Annotated in this window: 11 protein-coding genes; 6 read left to right on the top strand and 5 right to left on the bottom strand. The window is 71.7% G+C overall.

Annotated elements, in window-relative coordinates; genetic code table 11:
- Positions 1–77: 77 nt before the first annotated feature.
- Genes G3I19_RS07020 through G3I19_RS07005 form a run of 4 tightly spaced genes read left to right on the top strand, consistent with a single transcriptional unit; the run spans position 78 to position 4,544 of the window.
- Entirely contained in the window at positions 78–2,477 is a 2,400-nt protein-coding gene (locus G3I19_RS07020) for a xanthine dehydrogenase family protein molybdopterin-binding subunit (RefSeq protein ID WP_343235013.1), read from the top strand.
- A complete protein-coding gene (locus tag G3I19_RS07015; protein ID WP_203599269.1) occupies positions 2,474–3,349 on the top strand; it encodes an FAD binding domain-containing protein in 876 nt (291 codons plus the stop codon). The genes G3I19_RS07020 and G3I19_RS07015 overlap by 4 nt, the downstream gene beginning before the upstream one ends.
- A complete protein-coding gene (locus G3I19_RS07010; RefSeq protein WP_164260633.1) occupies positions 3,342–3,851 on the top strand; it encodes a (2Fe-2S)-binding protein in 510 nt (169 codons plus the stop codon). Before G3I19_RS07015 ends, G3I19_RS07010 begins: the two co-directional genes overlap by 8 nt.
- 3 nt (positions 3,852–3,854) lie before the next feature.
- Positions 3,855–4,544: an SRPBCC family protein gene (locus G3I19_RS07005; protein WP_164260631.1), complete on the top strand. Its 690-nt coding sequence runs from the start codon at positions 3,855–3,857 to the stop codon at positions 4,542–4,544.
- Here the strand turns inward: G3I19_RS07005 and G3I19_RS38220 are convergent.
- The 5 genes from G3I19_RS38220 to G3I19_RS06980 all read right to left on the bottom strand — a co-directional run bounded on the left by G3I19_RS38220 (position 4,483) and on the right by G3I19_RS06980 (position 9,670).
- A complete protein-coding gene (locus G3I19_RS38220) occupies positions 4,483–5,166 on the bottom strand; it encodes a GntR family transcriptional regulator (RefSeq protein WP_164260629.1) in 684 nt (227 codons plus the stop codon). The genes G3I19_RS07005 and G3I19_RS38220 overlap by 62 nt on opposite strands.
- A gap of 25 nt (positions 5,167–5,191) precedes the next feature.
- On the bottom strand, positions 5,192–5,914 hold the full coding sequence (locus G3I19_RS06995; protein WP_164260628.1) for a GntR family transcriptional regulator: 723 nt from the start codon (positions 5,912–5,914) through the stop codon (positions 5,192–5,194).
- Between the two features lie 96 nt (positions 5,915–6,010).
- Positions 6,011–7,168 (bottom strand): XdhC/CoxI family protein, encoded by a 1,158-nt coding sequence (locus G3I19_RS06990; RefSeq protein ID WP_164260626.1) that lies wholly within the window; start codon positions 7,166–7,168, stop codon positions 6,011–6,013.
- Between the two features lie 136 nt (positions 7,169–7,304).
- The gene (locus G3I19_RS06985) at positions 7,305–8,522 is read right to left on the bottom strand and encodes a low temperature requirement protein A (protein WP_203599268.1); all 1,218 of its coding nucleotides are present in this window, start codon (positions 8,520–8,522) and stop codon (positions 7,305–7,307) included.
- 164 nt (positions 8,523–8,686) lie between these two features.
- Positions 8,687–9,670, bottom strand: a complete 984-nt coding sequence (locus G3I19_RS06980; RefSeq protein ID WP_164260704.1) for a L,D-transpeptidase — start codon at positions 9,668–9,670, stop codon at positions 8,687–8,689.
- Positions 9,671–9,931: 261 nt separating this feature from the next.
- Between G3I19_RS06980 and G3I19_RS06975 the strand changes: the two genes are divergently transcribed.
- Positions 9,932–14,002, top strand: a complete 4,071-nt coding sequence (locus G3I19_RS06975) for a non-ribosomal peptide synthetase (RefSeq protein WP_164260624.1) — start codon at positions 9,932–9,934, stop codon at positions 14,000–14,002.
- Between the two features lie 112 nt (positions 14,003–14,114).
- Entirely contained in the window at positions 14,115–14,465 is a 351-nt protein-coding gene (locus G3I19_RS06970; RefSeq protein WP_164260622.1) for a hypothetical protein, read from the top strand.
- Positions 14,466–14,484: the final 19 nt, after the last annotated feature.

The following is a 14,484-nucleotide window of genomic DNA, read 5'->3' as shown; positions in this document are numbered from 1 at the left end:
TCTTGTATACGGTTCCTCAACGGCGGTCGCGCGGCAGCAGCAGCCGGAGACCAGCCACTACGAGTGAGGTGAGCCATGTGAGCACTGAGAAGGCCGTCTCAGCACGGCGGAACGGGGTCGGGGCGCGGGCAGCCCGCCGGGAGGACTCCCGGCACTTGGCGGGCCGGGGCTGCTTCGTCGCCGACATGCGGCTTCCCGGGCTGCGTGAGGTCGCGTTCGTACGGAGTCAGGCGGCGCACGGCCGGATCCGCGCGGTCACGGTCCCGGGGGCGGACCGCGAGGCGGTGTGGACCGCGGCACGGCTCGCGCCGTTCGCCGAGCCTCTGACGGCGACGTCGACACTGGACGGGTTCCGTGCCGCACCGCTGCCCAACCTGGCGGCGGACAAGGTGCGTTACGTCGGGGAGCCGATCGCCCTGGCGATCGCCGCCTCCCGGGCGGAGGCGGAGGATGTGGCAGGCCGGGTGGGCGTGGACATCGAGCCGCTCCCGGCCGTGGTCGGCTTCGACTCGGCCCTCGCCTCGGACGCCCCGACGGTGCACGACGACTGGCCGGACAACATCTACGCCACCACATCGGGCGAGGTGGGCGATGTGGACGCGGCGGCCCGCGAGTCCGCCGTCTCCGTCACCCGCGAGTACACGATGCACCGCCAGGCGGTCGTGCCGCTGGAGACCCGGGGCGTGATGGCCCAGTACAACCGGTCGGCCGACGAACTCACGGTGTGGTCGTCCACCCAGACCCCGCACATGATCCGGGACATGATCGCGCTGCAGCTCGGGATGGAGGCACGCCGCGTGCGGGTGATCGCCCCCGACATGGGCGGCGGTTTCGGCGCCAAGTGCTCGGTCTATCCCGAGGAGATCACCCTCGCCGCGATCGCCACCCAGGTGGACCACCCGGTGCGCTGGGTCGAGGACCGCTGGGAGGCGCAGGTCTCCTCGACGCAGGCACGGGACCACCGGCACCGGGTCACCGCCCACGCGGCGGCCGACGGCACGCTCCTCGGTGTGGAGGCGGACATCCTCGTCAACGGCGGAGCCTATTCGGTGCACCCGTGGACGGCCACGATGGACGCCACCATGGCCTCGGCGATGATCCCCGGACCGTACCGGCTGCGCAACTACCGCTTCCGCACCCGCAGTCTGGCCAGCAACAAGACCCCGTCGGGCCCGTACCGCGGCGTCGCCAGGCCGGCCGCGGCCTTCACCATCGAGCGCACCATCGACGAGCTCGCCCACGAACTGGGCATGGAGCCGTACGAGATGCGCATCAGGAACATGGTGCGCAGCGAGGACATGCCGTATGTCTCCGTCGCCAACAAGGTCTACGACAGCGGCGACTACCCCGAGGCCGTACGCCGCGCCACCGCCCTCATCGAGCACGACAAGTGGCGCGAGCGTCAGCGGGCGCTTCCCGCCTCGGCACGTACACGCATCGGCATCGGGTACGGGTCCTTCACGGAGCAGACCGCCCACGGCTGCATCGAGTGGGCCGCCCGGGGGCTGGCCGTCACCATCGGTACGGAGGGTGCGCGGCTGGCCATGGACGCCACCGGGAGCTTCAGCCTGGGCGTCGGTATCAAGAGCCACGGGCAGGGCTCGGAGACCACGCTGTCGCAGGTCGTCAGCGAGGTCTTCGACGTCGACCTCGACCACATCACCGTGTCGCACGGCGACACCGCCATGACGCCGCGCGGCGACGGCACCTTCGCCTCCCGCACCATGGTGATGGCGGGCGGGGCCACGCACGGGGCCGCCCTCGCGCTGGCCGGGAAGGTCAAGCGGATCGGGGCCGTGCTGCTGGACGAGCCGGTCAAGGACCTGATCCTGCGCGATCACGCCGTCGTGGGCAGGAAGGGCTCGGTCACCTACGCCCGGCTGGCCAAGGAATTCCTCTTCACCCCCGACCATGTGCCGGGCATCGAGGCAGGGCTCGAAGCCACCTACTACTACCGGCCGGACGTGCAGACCGGAGCGTTCACCTACGCCACCCAGGTGGCCGTGGTGGAGGTCGACCTGGACACCGGGGCGGTCGGGATTCTCGACTACGGCGCCGTCGAGGACTGCGGCACCGTGGTGAACCCGCTCATCGTCGACGGTCAGATCACCGGCGGCATCGCGCAGGGCATCGGCAACGCCCTCCTGGAGGAGATCGTGCACGACGCCGACGGGCAGCCGAAGTCGACGAGCTTCCTCGACTACCTGCTGCCGGGGGCCACCGAGGTCCCGCAGCTCAAGATCGAACACATGGCGACGCCGTCCCCGCACACCGCGTTCGGCATCAAGGGCGCCGGCGAGGGCGGCGCGATCCCGGTGCCCGCCGCCATCGCCAACGCCGTCCGGGACGCGCTGCGCGAGTACGGCACGGAGGTCAACGAGACACCCATGACCCCGGAGCGGGTGTGGACGGCGCTCCAGCTGAGCCGGCCGGACGCCGAGCCCGAGGAGCAGGCGGCGCTGGAGGTGACCCGATGAAGGCACCGGACTTCCAGTACCAGCGCCCCACCACGCTGGACGAGGCGACCGGACTGCTGGCCGCCGCCGGCGAGGACGGCAAGGTCATCGCCGGCGGCCAGAGCCTGGTGCCCATCATGAACATGCGGCTGGCCGAACCGGGGACCCTGGTCGACCTCACCGGCGTCGCCGCTCTGCGCACCAGCCGGGAGACAGCCACCGGCGCGTCCTACGGAGCGACCACCACGCACATGATGTTCGAGTACGGGCTCGCGCCGGACGTCACCCGGGGGCTGCTCCCGCACGCCGCGGCCGGCATCGGCTATCCGGCGATCCGCAACCGCGGCACCCTCGGCGGAAGTCTCGGGCACAGCGACTCCTCCGCCGAGTGGCCCACCGTCATGTCCGCCCTGGACGCGACGGCGCACGTCCGGTCGGTACGCGGCACACGTGCCGTCCCGGTGAGGGAGCTGTTGCTCGGCTTCTTCACCACCGCCCTCGAACCCGATGAGCTGATCACGGATGTGGAGGTACGGCGCCTCGCTCCGACAGTGCGCTGGGGCATGTACAAGATGTGCCGCAAGCCCGGCGAGTTCGCCGAGTCCCTGGGCGTCGCCCTCGGCGAAAGGGACGCGGACGGGACGTGGCAGGACGTCGAGTTGTGGCTCGGAGCGGCCACCGACCGGCCGCTCCGGCTGAGCGGCACCGAAGCGGCCGTACGGGGCAGGGCGGCCGCCGATCTCGCGCCGGTCCGCCTCGTCGAGCCCCTCGCGGCCGACATCGGCCAGAACCTGTCGGCCATCGATTCCACGGCGCGGCACGCGCTGCAACTGCACGCGGTCACGGTGCACCGGGCACTGCGGGCCGCAGAGGGGAGGACAGCTCATGAATGAGATCACGGTCCGTATGGCGGTCAACGGCCGGCCGCACACGGTGCGGACGGCCGGCCGCACCACCCTCGCCGACCTGCTCCGCGACCAACTCGACCTCACCGGACTGCACTTGGGCTGCGAACAGGGGGTGTGCGGGGCCTGCACCGTACTGGTCGACGGTCTGCCCATGCGCGCCTGTCTCACCCTGGCAGGTGCCTGCGAAGGCAGCGACGTGGTGACCGTGGAAGGGCTGGAAGGTCCCGACGCGGAACGGCTGCGGGCCGCCTTCTCCCGGCACGGCGCGCTGCAGTGCGGGTTCTGCACGCCCGGGATGCTGCTCTCCGGCCACCATCTGGTGTGCGCGCGGCAGCCGCTCACCCGGGAGGAAGTCAGCGTCGCCATGTCCGGCAACATCTGCCGCTGCACCGGCTACAACGGCATCGTCGGCGCGGTCGGAGAGGCACTGGAAGGCGGAATCGCCGCTGAGGACACAGCGGTCATCACCCGGAACCACGAGGAGTAGAGCATGGAGTTCACCAACGAGTTCGTCGTCCCGGCCGCACCGGAAGAAGCGTGGGCGCTGCTGACCGACGTACCGAGGATCGCGCCCTGCATGCCGGGGGCGAGCGTCACCCCGAAGGACGACGGCTCCTACGAGGGGACAGTGACCGTCAAGGTCGGCCCCATCAAGGTCAGTTACGGCGGTACGGCGGCCTTCCGTGAGCGCGACGCCGACAAGCGCCGTATGGTGCTCGACGCCGGTGGCAGTGAGAGCAGCGGGAAGGGTTCGGCCGAAGCGGTCGTCACTGTCGACCTGGTGGCCGACGGCAGTGACAAGACCCGCGTCCTGGTGGGCACCCAGCTGCGGATCACCGGCAAGGTGGCTCAGTTCGGGCGCAGCGCGATGGCGGACGTCGGGGCGCGGATCATCGGGCAGTTCGCCACCAACCTCGAAGGCCTGCTGACCCGGGAGCAGCCGGCCGGCGCACCGGGTCAGCAGACTCCGGCCGCCGCCGCCCCGGCCGCGGCCGCCACCGCCGACGTCCCGTCCGCCGGCTCCGAGTTGAACGCGCTGGCCTTCGTATGGCCCATCGCCCGCCGCTACGCGCCGACGGCGGGTGCCTTCGTGGGCGGCGTACTGGCGACGTGGCTCGTCACCCGTCTGCGGGGACGTCCCGCTCCTGCTGCTCCAGCACTGCCTGTTGGGCAGCCCTGATGTGAACCTTCATGATCATCTCCGCTGAGATCGCGTCCCTGCGCCGCAGCGCCTCGATCAGCTCCCTGTGGTGCTCGGCGCTGCGCGCGAGGTCGCGCTCGGTGTAGCGGAGGAACGTACGGTGCACCAGCGGCAGCCCGAGCACACCGGTGAGCAGGTGCATGAGGCTGCTGTTGCCGGTGGCCTCCAGCAGCATCTTGTGGAAGTCGTTGTTCAGTGCGGCGGCCCGCTGTCTGCCGGCGGCGCCGCCCTCCGCTGTCGCCGTCTCGAACTCGACGAGGTTGGCTTCGAGTGCGCGCAGGGTGTCCTCGGTGATGTTCTGTGTGGCGACAGCCGCCACATAGCCCTCGATCACCGCACGCAGGCCGTAGATCTCGGCGACCTGCTCCGGGCTCCAGTCCACGACTTGCGCGCCGCGGTAGCGTTCGGTGCGGACCAGGCCCTCGGAGTTGAGCTTGCGCAGCGCCTCCCTTACGGGCGTCCGGCTGATCCCCATCGATGCGGCCAGCGACTCCTCGCGCAGCCAGACGCCGGGACGGAGCTCGCCCGAGGCCATCCGTTCGGCGATCTCGGCGTAGGCCCGCTGAGCGGCGGACGACTCCGCCCCACGACCGTCTGTCACGGAAATCTCCTCGTCGTTACCAGGATCAGGAAGGCGACGGGGCGGACTGCGCTCCCTGCCCCGCGAGATAGTCCAGGGCGCCGGCGAGGCTCGCCTCGAGGTGCCGGCGCAGGACCGCCGCCGCGCCTTCGGGATCGCCTTCCTGGATGCACCGCGCCAGGTCGGCGTGCTCTCGCGCCGCCGCGGTCTGCCGCTCGTGGTTGGGCAGACTGTTCATCACGTACCGCTCGCAAGTGTTCCACAGCATGCACAGGTGGCGCTGCAGCACTCCTTCACCCGCGGCCCGGAAGAGCGCGAAGTGGAACTCCCGGTGCGCGTGGAGCATCGCCTCGGACACCTGCGGCACCCGCTTGTCGGCCAGTTCCTGCATTTCGTCCAGCCACCGCCGCATCGAGGCGCTGATCGTCCCGTCGTCGGACTCGGCCGCGCGGCGCGCCGCGATCGGCTCGATGGCCTGGAGGATCACGAACGCGTCCTGGAGATCATGGGCGCTCAGCGGCCGTACGACCGTTCCGCGGCGCGGCAGGTTGTCCACCAGGCACTCCGCCTCGAGCTGGCGGACGGCCTCGCGCAACGGTACGCGGCTCACGCCCAGCTCGTCGGCCAGCTCGTACACCGGCACCTTGGCTCCCGGACCGAGCGCTCCCAGCACGATCCGGTTGCGGATCTGGGCCGTGACGAAATCCGTGATGGTGCCGGGAGTCTCCACTCCGTCGGCTCCGACCTTGTGGACCGCTCGCCTCGCCACAGCGCCCCTTCCCTTCCCCTCCGCACGACAGGCCGGGCCGGGAGGACGGAGGACGCTGTCGGTGAGTAACCGTGTGAAGCATACAGTTTTCTGTTTTCACCCGGTGTCCCGCACGGGATCCGGCGGCCTGCCCGGCAGGGGTTCCCTGGGCGTCCGGTGGTGGATGGGCACACGGGTCCCGGACAGCCGCTTGCCGGTGCCGCCCCAGTGCGCAGCGATGATCTCGGCGGCCACGGACACGGCCGTCTCCTCCGGGCTCCTGGCCCCGAGGTCGAGCCCGATCGGTGAGGACAGACGCCCCAGTTCGGCCTGTCCGACCCCCACTTGCCGCAGTCGCTCCAGCCGGCCCTCGTGGGTGCGCCGGCTGCCCATGGCGCCCACGTATCCCGCGTCCGTGCGCAGAGCGACCTCCAGCAGCGGGATGTCGAACTTGGGGTCGTGCGTCAGAACGCAGATCACCGTGCGCTCGTCGATCCGTTCGCGTTGGGCCGCGAGGTAGCGGTGCGGCCAGTCGACGACGATCTCGTCGGCCTGGGGAAAGCGTGCCGAGGTCGCGAACACGGGCCGCGCGTCGCACAGGGTCACGTGATAACCGAGGAACTTCCCGATGCGGGTCACCGCTTCGGCGAAGTCGATCGCTCCGAAGACCAGCATGCGGGGCGCGGGAGCGTACGACTCGACGAACACCGGTACCGCCCATGAACACCCGGGCCCCGCTACGGACCGCAGCACACCGGTCTCGCCCCGGCGCAGCATCTCGCGCACGCACTCGGCCGCCGACGAGTCCAGCCGGACGTCTCCCAGGGAGCCGCGGACCCCGGTGGGGCCGACGACGAGCCGTGCCCCTGCCGGGAGATGACCGTCGGCGAGGGTGGTCGCGACGGCGAGCGGCCGGCCCGCCTCCATCGCGTGTGCAATGTCCTCGACCGCCGGGTCCTGCCCGCTCTCGACCGGCCGGACGAAGACCTCCAGAATGCCGCCGCAGGTGAGCCCGACCGCGAGAGCGTCGCCGTCACTGACGCCGTAGGTCTCGGTCACGGGCCGCCCCGTCTCCAGCACCTCGCGGGCGAGTTCGTACACCGCCCCTTCGACGCAGCCTCCGGAGATGCTGCCCGCCACCTCGCCGGTCTCGGCGACCAGCATGGTCGCTCCGGGTGGCCGGGGCGCCGAATGCCAGGTCCGCACGACGGTCGCCTGCGCGAACCGCACGCCCTGCCCGTACCACGCCACGGCCTGGTCCAGTACCTCCCTCATGCCCCGGCTCCCTTCCCCGCCGACCACCCCCCGGAGGCTCTTAGTATACAAAAATGCCAGGGCTTCGCCTATGGATCGCACCGAGCGGGCAGATGAGAGAGATTCTCCTGTCAATGGTATACATTCTCGGGCTTTCTTACTGTTCGTGACCAGGAGACGCGGCGGCGGCCCGGTGTGCCAGCCCCACGCCCACCGCGACGGTGACCGCGACGACGAGGCCGGCCAGGGGTACCGCCCGGTTCCCGGCGAACGTGGCCGCGAGCACCAGGGGCACGCTGACCGGCAGGACCGCGCGCTGGGCCGGGCCCCGTTTGAAGTGGCGGCTGTGCAGCAGCCACACCGTGAGCAGGAACAGCGCGGTGGGCACCGTGACCGTCGCCGCCGCCGCGACCGCCGGGATGTCCGTGTGGCCCGTCACCTCCTCGACGGTGACCTCGATGCCGGAGCCGATCGCGGCGGCCGAGCCGAAGACCAGATAGTGGCCGTACCCCCAGAGGAACGCCTGCCGGTTGGAGGCCAGGTGCTCGTGGATGGGCACCGCGAAGTAGATCCAGTAGGCGCCGAAGACGATGACGAGGCCGCCCGCCGCGATCGGCAGCAGTTCACCGAGCGCGGCCGACTCGTCCACCGCCGACTGCACCGCGACCGTGGCGGCCGCGACGGTCTCGCCGAGCATGATGATGGTGAACAGCCCGTAGCGCTCGGCGATGTGGTGCGGATGCCAGGGGGTGCGGTGGCGGTGCTCGGCGTACGCGGGAACCGCCATGTCGGCGGCCGCCATCGGGACGAAGCCCCACTTCCAGGCGGCGCCGGGGAGCAGCAGCAGGACGACCCAGCCGATCTGTACGAGCACCAGCCCGGCCGCGTACCGCCGGGCCGTGGTCCTGGCGGCGCCCGTCTCGCTGCGCGCCGCCCGCAGCCACTGGAGTGTCAGGACGGCCCGCATGATCAGATAGCCGACGATCGCGACCGCGTAGTCGGCGTGGTCGAAGGCGCGCGGTACCCCGGCGGCCAGGACGAGCACCCCGGCGATCTGGACCAGGGTCGCGATCCGGTAGACCACGTCGTCGGTGTCGTACGCGGACGCGAACCAGGAGAAGTTGACCCAGGCCCACCAGATGGCGAAGAACACCACCAGATAGCCGGTGATCCCGTGAGCCGGTTCGCCTTCGGCGAGTGCGTGCACCAGCCGGCCGCCCGCCTGGGACACCGCGACGACGAAGCACAGGTCGAAGAAGAGCTCCAACGGCGTGGACGCGCGGTGCGGCTCGGCGGGATCCCTGGCCCGCATCCGGAGCCCCGGCCGTGGGAATCCGCCCTGTCCAGTTCCGGACGCCGTCGTCTCTTCGGTCATCAGCGCGCCGCTCCTCCGCTCGCCCGGCCCCGGCCCTGTGCCGGGCCGCTCAGCACCTCACCATGGCGCAGCCGGTGGCGCAACGCGTCATCGACGCGGCAGCCAGGGGGGGGGCGGAGTCCGGAGCCCGGGCAGCGGCCGGACTCCGGGAAGCGGGCGCCGCGTCAGCCGGTGGCCGTCGTCTGCTGGCCGGTGGCGCTGTCCTTCAGCCACTGTGCCCAGGAGAGGTTGAAGTCCGCGTAGCCGTTGTCACCGGCCGCCTTGCCGCGCGGGGAGCCGGTGATGGTGATCGGGTCGCCCTGCTTGACGAAGTCGTAGAACCACTTGGCGTCGGCGAGCGAGAGGTGCACACAGCCGTGCGAGCCGTAGCTGTGGCCCGGGTAGGGGTCGCCGGTCGAGTAGTGGATGTAGGTGCCGGAGTTGGTGAGGTGCACGTCCCACGGCAGCGTCAGGTCGTAGAAGTCCGGGCTGCCCTTGGTGCAGCTGATGCCGACGCTGCACGAGGTCATGTGGACCTCCTTGGCCTTGTCCATCACGGCCATCGTGCCGTCCCAGGAGGGGAAGCTGGGGCTGCCGGCGTCGATCGGGAGGGTGCGGACCACCTTGCCGTCGCGCGTCACCTTCATCGAGTGGCCGGGCACCGACGCGGTCGCCTCGACGTCGTCACCGACGGTGAACTTGTGCTGGTAGTTGTGCGTACCGTAACGGCCGTTGCCGTTGCTCACGTCCGTCAGGTTCGCGTCGAGCGTCACCTTGGTGCCGGGCTGCCAGTACTTCTCGGGCCGCCAGTCGGCGCGGGTGCTGCTGAACCAGTGCCAGGCGCCGGTGACCGGTGTGGAGGCGGAGACCTTGAGGTGCTTCTCGACCGTGGCACGGGCCGAGGTGGCCACCGGGTTGGTGAAGACCACCGAGATCGGCATCGCGACGCCGACGGTCGTCCCGGTCTTCGGGGCTATCGTCTCCAGCAGCATGGGCGGGCCCGCCGGATGGGTCGGTTTCGGGTGCGCGCTCGCCGACGCCTTGGCCGACGCGCCGTTCGCCGAGTCCCCCGAGGCGGATGCCGAGGCATTTCCCCCACAGGCACTCGTGCCCGCCAGTACCGCGCTGACCAGCAGTGCGATCCCTATGCTGCCCTTGACCCGGCCCATGCTCATGCTCCGCTCACATTACTTCCCGCTGGACACAACACCCCTAGAGACAACTGTCCGGGCACAGCGGTTGCAGAGCTTCTCGTAAAGCGCAGGCCAAGTCTTGGTACAGGGCCGGGAGCGGCCGGGGCGCCCGCCGCCCGGCCCGCGCGCGAACGCCCGTCCCAAAGAGTTTCGCCCCGGACCAATACACCTGTCCGGTGACGCTCGTTGGCCCTGATGGCCCGTAGAGACAAGCACCTGCGTCAGGAGACGGCACGCATGAACAGGAAGTCCGGCAGCCGGAACGGTCGCTTGCCGCTGACCGCCGCACAGACGGGAATGTGGTTCTCCCAGGAGCTGGACGCGGAGAACCCCAACTACCGTGCGGCCGAGTACGTCGAGATCAGGGGCCCGCTCGACCTGGACCTGCTGGAGGAGTCCCTGCGTGAGGCCGTCGGCGAGACGCAGGCCCTGCGGGCCCGTTTCGAGACCGACGACGAGGGCCGCACCTGGCAGCGCGTCGCGCCCGCGCCGCAGTGGCCGCTGCCGCTGGTGGATCTGCGCGGCGCGGACGACCCGTGGGCCGCCGCGCACACCTGGATGTGGGACGACATGCGGTGCCCGCTCGACCTCGGGCAGCCCCCGCTCTTCACCTTCGCCGTGCTCAGGACCGCCGACGACCGCTTCCTGATCTACATCAGCGTGCACCACATCGCGCTCGACGGTTACGGCTTCTCCCTCTTCATCCAGCGGGTGGCCGAGCTGTACTCCGCGCTGGAGTCCGGCCGCTTCCGCCCCGACTCCACCTGGGGGACGCTGGAGGAGGTGCTGGCCGACGAGGCCGCGTACCACGCGTCGGAGCGCTTCACCGAGGACCGGGAGTACTGGGCCGCGCAGCTCGCGGGCCACCCGACGGCGCCCGAGGCCGCGGGCCGGCTGAAGTCGGTCCCGCACCGTTTCGTACGGGAGAGCGGCCCGGTCGCGGCCCCGGCGGCCGCCGGACTGCGGGCCCTGGCCCGGCAGGCGAGGACGAGCCTGCCGTCGGTCGCGATGGCGGCGCTCGCGCTGTACGTGCACCGGCTGAGCGGGCAGGACGAGGTGTCGCTCGATCTGACGGTCACCGGCCGCACCGGGGCGGTGGCGCGTACGGTCCCGGTGATGCTGGCCAACGTGCTCCCGCTGGCGGTACGCCCCGAGCCCGGCGCGACGGTGTCCGAGCTGGTGCGCCACACCGCACGGCAGGCGCGCGGGCTGCTGCGTCACCAGCGCTACCCGGCGCCGTATCTCGTCAAGGACCTGGGCGGTATCCCGGCCGGCGGGTATCTGGGCGACTGGGGCATCAACATCATGGGGTACGACCCGCAGCTGACGTTCGGCCGGCTCCCGGCCGTCCTGCACAACCTCTCCAACGGCCCGGTGACCGGGCTCGGCGTGAATGTGTACGACCGCCCCGCCGACGGTTCGCTGCGTATCGACTTCAACGCGGACCCCGACCTGTACAGCGCGGAGGTGACGGCCGCGCACCACCGCAGGTTCCTGGCCCTGCTGGACACGCTGGCCACCGCGGGCGCCGACCGGCCCGTCGCGGAGATCGGGCTGCTGACGGACGACGAGCGGCACCTGGTGGTGAGCGGCTGGAACGACACCGGGCGCCCGCCGGCCACGGCCACGCTGGCCGGGATGTTCGAGGCGCACGCCGGCCGGGCGCCGGAGGCGACCGCCCTGGTGTGCGGGGCGAGCACCCTCACGTACGGCGAACTGAACGCGCGCGCCAACCGGCTGGCCCGGCTGCTGATCTCGCGCGGCGCGGGCCCCGAGACCTTCGTCGCGCTCGCGCTGCCGCGCACCATCGACTACCCGGTCGCGCTGCTCGCCGTGCTCAAGGCGGGCGCGGCGTGTGTGCCGGTGGATCCGGAGCACCCCGCCGAGCGCGTCCGGTATCTGCTCACCGACGCCGCCCCGCTCTGTGTCATCACCACCGCGGCGGCCGCCGATGTGCTGCCGCCCGGCGTGCCCGCGCTGCTCGTCGACGCACCCGGCACGGTCCGTGAACTGGCCGCCGCACCGGACAGCGACCCCGGCGACGAGGACCGCCGTACCCCGCTGCTGCCGCACCACCCCGCGTACGTCAGCTACACATCGGGGTCGACCGGGGCGCCGAAGGGTGTGGTCGTCGAGCACCGTTCGCTCAGCAATCTCTGCGCCGACCACCACAGCGAGCTGATCGCACCGGCGGCCGCGGCGGCGGGGCGGCCGCTGCGGTCCGCGCTGACCGCGACGTTCACCTTCGACACCGCCTGGGAGGGCCCGCTCTTCCTGGCGGCCGGCCAGGAACTGCATGTGATCGACGACGCCGTACGGCTCGATCCCGCGGCGCTGGCCGGGTATGTCGACCGGCACGGGATCGACTTCCTGGATGTCACCCCCTCCTATCTGCACCAGCTGATCTCCGCGGGCCTGCTCACGGGCGCCCGGCACCGTCCCCGGCTGCTGATGGTCGGCGGCGAGCCGCTGGACGAGGCGCTGTGGCGGACCCTGCGGGAGTGCCAGGACACGACCGCGTACAACTACTACGGGCCCACCGAGTGCACGGTCGACGCCGTGTACTGCAGGCTGGACGCGGAAGGCGACCTGCCGGTCATCGGGCGGCCGGGCCAGAACGTCCGCGCCTATGTCCTGGACCCCCGGCTGGACCCGGTGCCGCCCGGGGTACCCGGCGAACTGCACCTGGCCGGTGCGCAGGTGGCGCGCGGATACCTCAACCGGCCCGAGCTGACGGCCGAACGTTTCCTCGCTGATCCGTTCGGGTCGCCGGGCGACCGGATGTACCGCACGGGCGATCTGGTGCGGTGGACCGCGCAGGGCGCGCTCGAGTACCTCGGGCGCACCGACGACCAGCTCACGCTCCGGGGGCTGCGGATCGAGCCGGGCGAGATCGAGGCGGTGCTCGCCCGCCACCCCGGGGTGGCCAGGGCGGCGGTCGCGGTACGCACGTCGCAGCGGGGCGAGCCGCTGCTCGCCGCGTATGTGGTGCCCGTGGGCGGGCGTACTGCGGGGGCGGTCCCCGGGCCGCGGCTCGCGGACCGTGGCGGTCCGGACCGTGGTGTCCCGGACAGTGACATCCCGGACGCCGCCGCACTGCGGGCCTGGGCGGCGGAGCGGCTCCCCGGCTCTCTGGTTCCCGCCTCGTATCTGCTGCTCGGCACCCTGCCCCTCACCCCGCACGGCAAGCTCGACCGGGCCGCGCTCCCGGCGCCTGAGCCCGCGGCCGAGCGGACCGGGAGGCCCGCGCGCAGCGCCCAGGAGAAGACGCTCTGCGCGCTCTTCACCGAGGTGCTGGGCGTCGGGGACGTCAGCATCGACGACGACTTCTTCGCCCTCGGCGGATACTCCCTGCTCGCCGCCCGGCTCATCGGCCGGATCCGCTCGTCGCTGGGCACGGCCCTGTCCATCGGCGCGGTCTTCGAGGCGCCGACCGTGGCCGGACTGGCCAGGCTGCTCGACACCGGCACCGCACAGGACCCCTTCGCGATGCTGCTGCCGCTGCGCACCGACGGGTCCAGGCCGCCGCTGTTCTGCGTCCACCCGGCAGGCGGTCTGAGCTGGTGCTATGCGGGGATGCCGCGGCATCTCGCGGCGGACCTGCCGGTGTACGGGCTGCAGGCGCGGGGGCTCTCGGGGCCGGGCGGGCTGCCCGCGACCTTCGAGGAGATGGTCGCCGACTACGTGGCGCACATCCGCTCCGTACAGCCGTCGGGCCCCTACCACCTGCTGGGCTGGTCCCTGGGCGGTGCGCTGTCGCACGCCATCGCGGTACGGCTCCAGGACCGGGGGGAACGGGTGGCGCTGCTGGCCATGCTGGACTCGCGTCCCATCGATCCGCGCAGCCGGCTGAGGTCACTGCCCGACGACCACGCGGCGCTGGCGCTGCTGCTTGAGGCGGCCGGGCACACACCAGAGGGACCCGGTCTCTCCGCGCTGACCACCACCGAGGTCGCCGCGATCCTCAGCAGCGACGGCGGGAACGGGCGCCCGGCGGCGCTCGCCGAGCACCCCGGGCTCGGCGAGCACCATGTGGCGGCGATGACCTCGGTCCTGACCAACTCGGTGCGCCTGCAGCCGACCTTCGTCGAGGGCGTGTTCGAAGGGGACCTGCTGTACTTCCACGCCACCCAGGGAAAGTCGGCGCAGGCCCTCACCGGTGAGGCGTGGCGCCCCTGGGTGACCGGGCGGATCGAGTCGCACGACATCGCGTGCACCCATCACGCCATGACCCAGGCGGCACCGCTCGCGCACATCGGGCGGTCGCTGAGCCGCCATCTCGACGCCGCCGGCGCGTCGTCGGTCTGACGCCGGGGCGCGGGCGGTGCCGCGGCACCGCGGCGCCGGAAACCGTACGGAACCGTCCCCGGGGGACCCCCACGGAGACATCACCACGAAGGAATCGGACACACTCAGAGGTATGAGCACCCCGGAGAGAGAACCATTCGACGACGAACGCGTGGGTACGAGGTACCGCGCCGAGGTGGAGGCGGCGTACCGGAAGGTGGAAGCGGCCGCGGCCCCGGAAGCCCAGACGCAGCTTTCGCGCGGTGTGCTGACCGGATATCTGTGGGCCCTGGGGCGGGCCGACGCGGCTCCGGCCACCGGCATCACCGGCGGCGCGCCGGACCTCGGGCGGCTGACCGCCGAGGTGGACGCGGTGACCGTACAGCTGGAGGACGCGGTGCAGCGCGGAGTCACCGACGACCACGCGCGCGGGTTGTACGACGCGCTGTCGTGGATCTGCGGCCAGAGCGACCGGCGCCCCTGACGCCGCCGCGCACGGGCGC

Origin of the sequence: Streptomyces sp. SID10853 (genome assembly GCF_010548145.1) — a bacterium.
Taxonomy (GTDB): Bacteria; Actinomycetota; Actinomycetes; order Streptomycetales; family Streptomycetaceae; genus Streptomyces.
Note: the sequence above shows the minus strand (reverse complement) of the source record. Positions and strands in the feature narration are given on the sequence as shown.

What these genes read in the sequence shown, in the direction of transcription:
- G3I19_RS06970 (WP_164260622.1), top strand. Translation starts at nt 14,115, where the DNA reads ATGAGCACCCCGGAGAGAGAACCATTCGACGACGAACGCGTGGGTACG.
- G3I19_RS06990 (WP_164260626.1), bottom strand. Translation starts at nt 7,168, where the DNA reads ATGAGGGAGGTACTGGACCAGGCCGTGGCGTGGTACGGGCAGGGCGTG.
- G3I19_RS06985 (WP_203599268.1), bottom strand. Translation starts at nt 8,522, where the DNA reads ATGACCGAAGAGACGACGGCGTCCGGAACTGGACAGGGCGGATTCCCA.
- G3I19_RS07005 (WP_164260631.1), top strand. Translation starts at nt 3,855, where the DNA reads ATGGAGTTCACCAACGAGTTCGTCGTCCCGGCCGCACCGGAAGAAGCG.
- G3I19_RS06975 (WP_164260624.1), top strand. Translation starts at nt 9,932, where the DNA reads ATGAACAGGAAGTCCGGCAGCCGGAACGGTCGCTTGCCGCTGACCGCC.
- G3I19_RS07015 (WP_203599269.1), top strand. Translation starts at nt 2,474, where the DNA reads ATGAAGGCACCGGACTTCCAGTACCAGCGCCCCACCACGCTGGACGAG.
- G3I19_RS06980 (WP_164260704.1), bottom strand. Translation starts at nt 9,670, where the DNA reads ATGGGCCGGGTCAAGGGCAGCATAGGGATCGCACTGCTGGTCAGCGCG.
- G3I19_RS07010 (WP_164260633.1), top strand. Translation starts at nt 3,342, where the DNA reads ATGAATGAGATCACGGTCCGTATGGCGGTCAACGGCCGGCCGCACACG.